This window comes from Aromatoleum sp. (assembly GCF_035254505.1).
In the GTDB taxonomy this organism is placed as follows: domain Bacteria; phylum Pseudomonadota; class Gammaproteobacteria; order Burkholderiales; family Rhodocyclaceae; genus Aromatoleum.
Genome location: NZ_DATFAO010000083.1, coordinates 1 through 3,085, shown reverse-complemented (window position 1 = coordinate 3,085; position 3,085 = coordinate 1). Strand labels below are relative to the sequence as shown.

The following is a 3,085-nucleotide window of genomic DNA, read 5'->3' as shown; positions in this document are numbered from 1 at the left end:
AGCTTCCCGGCCGTCGATGATCCTGTGGTCGTACGACACGGCCAGGTAGTTCATCGGCCGCACCACCACCTGGCCGTTCTCCACCACGGCGCGCTCCTTGGTCGCGTGCACGCCGAGGATCGCCGACTGCGGCGGGTTGATGATCGGCGTCGACAGCATCGAGCCGAACACGCCGCCGTTGGAGATCGAGAAGGTGCCGCCGGAGAGCTCCTCGAGCGAGAGCTTGCCGTCCTTGGCCTTCTGGCCGAACTCGGCGATCTTCTTCTCGATGTCGGCGATCGACATCTGGTCGGCGTCGCGCAGGATCGGCACGACGAGGCCACGGGGGCTGCCCACGGCGATGCCGATGTCGATGTAGCCGTGGTAGATGATGTCGGTGCCGTCGACCGAGGCGTTGAGGATCGGGAATTTCTTCAGCGCCGCGACCGCCGCCTTGACGAAGAAGCCCATGAAGCCGAGACGCACGCCGTGGGCCTTCTCGAACTTGTCGCCGTACTGCTTGCGAAGCGCCATGACCGGGGCCATGTTCACTTCATTGAAGGTGGTCAGGATCGCGTTTTCGTTCTTCGACTGGATCAGGCGCTCGGCGATGCGCTGACGCAGGCGCGTCATCGGCACGCGCTCTTCGGGACGCTCACCGGTCAGTGCCAGCGCAGCCGGCGCGGGCGCCGGCGTGGCCGGACGGGCCTGGGCCGCGACGGCGTCTTCCTTCGTCACGCGGCCACCGCGGCCGGAGCCGGCGACGTCCGCCGCGGCCACGCCCTTCTCTTCGAGGATCTTGCGTGCGGCGGGGCTCGCGGTGCCGGCCGGGGCGGCCGCAGCAGCGGCTGCAGCAGGCGCGGCGGCCGGAGCGGCCGCAGCCGCAGCGGGGGCACCGGCCGCGGCCTTCGCTTCGGTGTCGATCTGCGCGATCAGTTCGCCCGACGTGACCGTATCACCATTGGTCTTGATGATCTTCACCAGCACGCCCGCAGCGGGGGCCGGGGTTTCGAGCACGACCTTGTCGGTCTCGATGTCGATCAGGTTCTCGTCGCGCGCGACCATCTCGCCTTCCTGCTTGTGCCAGGTGACGAGCGTCGCTTCCGACACGGATTCGGACAGTTGCGGCACTTTGACTTCGATCAGCATGTAACTTTCTCCCAGTGTTCTTGAGTTATTCGTTCGGTGCTCAGTTGGGTGACTGAGGCGTGGTGTCCTGGATCGGCCCAAAGGCGTTCTCGATCACGGCCTTCTGCTGCGCGTTGTGCTTGGCGTAGTAGCCGACTGCGGGCGAGGCCGACGCGGGGCGGGCCACCAGCAGCAGGCGACGCTTGCCGAGCACGTTCACCAGGTGCTGGCGCGAGGCGAGCCAGTACCAAGCGCCCTGGTTGCGCGGCTCCTCCTGGCACCACACGACTTCCTTGGCGTTCGGGAACTGATTGATCGCGGCGGCGAAGGCGTCCGACGGGAAGGGGTAGATCTGCTCGATCCGCACCAGCGCCGTATCCTTGATGCCCTGCTCGCGACGGTGCGCGAGGAGTTCGTAATAGATCTTGCCCTGGCACAGCACGACCCGCTTGACCTTCTTCGGGTCGAGCGCCTCGACTTCAGGGATCACAGTCTGGAAGCTGCCGTTGGCAAGCTCGTCCATCGTCGAGATCGCTTCCTTGTGGCGCAGCAGCGACTTCGGCGTGACGATGATCAAGGGCTTGCGGATCTTGCGCACCATCTGACGGCGCAGCAGGTGGAAGACCTGCGCCGGCGTCGTCGGCACGCACACCTGCCAGTTGTTCTCGGCGGCGAGGCTAATGAAGCGCTCCGGGCGGCACGAGGAGTGCTCGGGGCCTTGGCCTTCGTAGCCGTGCGGCAGCATCATGACGAGGCCGGAGAGACGGCCCCACTTCGCTTCGCCCGAGCTGATGAACTGGTCGATGACGACCTGGGCGCCATTCACGAAGTCGCCGAACTGCGCTTCCCACACGACGAGGCTGTTCGGCTCGGTCGTCGAGTAGCCATATTCGAAGCCGAGCACAGCTTCTTCGGAGAGCACCGAGTCGAAGCACTGGAAGCCGGCCTGGCCGTCCTGGATGTGTTCGAGCGACTTGTAGATGCCTTCGTCCCAGCGCTCGCGCTTCTGGTCGTGGAGCACCGCGTGACGGTGGAAGAAGGTGCCGCGGCCGACGTCCTCACCGGACAGACGCACCTGGTAGCCTTGCGCCAGCAAGCTCGCGTAGGCGAGGTTCTCGCCCATACCCCAGTCGAGCGGGGCTTCGCCACGGGCCATCGCCGCGCGGTCGTCGATGATCTTCTTGACGCGCGAGTGCAGCGCGAAGGTCGCGGGAATCGTCGCGAGGCGCTCGCCCAGGCGCTGGATCTCCTGCACCGGGATCGCGGTGTCGGCGGCGTCCGTGTAGGGCTGCTTGAGGAACGGCGTCCAGTCGACGGCGAACTGGCGGTTGTGGCCCGAGAGCACGGGGTTCGACAGCAGCTCGCCGCGGTCGAGGTGTTCGCGGTACTCGGCAATGATGCGGTCCGGTTCGTCGGCGGCGCAGGTGCCTTCGGTCACCAGGCGGTCGGCGTAGAGCTTGCGCGTACCCGGGTGCTTCTGGATGGTGCGGTACATCAGCGGCTGCGTGACCATCGGCTCGTCCTGCTCGTTGTGGCCGAGCTTGCGGAAGCAGATCAGGTCCACCACCACGTCCTTCTTGAATTTCGCGCGGTAGTCCATGGCGATCTCGATCGCCATCACCGACGCCTCCGGGTCGTCCGCGTTGACGTGGACGATCGGGATCTTGAACCCGCGCGCGAGCCCGCTCGCATACGACGTGCTGTAGGAATCCTCGGGGCCGGTCGTGAACCCGAGCTGGTTGTTCACGATGATGTGAATCGTGCCGCCCGTCTGGTAGCCGGGCAGCCGCCCGAGGTTCAGCGTTTCCGCCACGATCCCCTGGCCGGGGAACGCGGCGTCGCCATGAATGAGGATCGGGACGCTCTTCGCCGGATCGAACTCCGGGGCGCCGGCGTGGCTCGTGACCGTGCCCGCGGCGCGCGCCATGCCCTCGACGACGGGATTGACGGCCTCGAGATGGCTCGGGTTCGCGGGCAT

At 66.5% G+C, this 3,085-nt stretch carries 2 protein-coding genes; both read right to left on the bottom strand.

What is annotated here, in order from left to right:
* The coding region (gene odhB / locus VJ673_RS16500) for a 2-oxoglutarate dehydrogenase complex dihydrolipoyllysine-residue succinyltransferase (protein WP_324127238.1) at positions 1-1,128 on the bottom strand (1,128 nt) is incomplete at its 3' end.
* Between the two features lie 40 nt (positions 1,129-1,168).
* Positions 1,169-3,085, bottom strand: a 1,917-nt coding sequence (locus VJ673_RS16495) for a 2-oxoglutarate dehydrogenase E1 component (RefSeq protein ID WP_324127237.1), incomplete at its 5' end; no start/stop codon positions are given.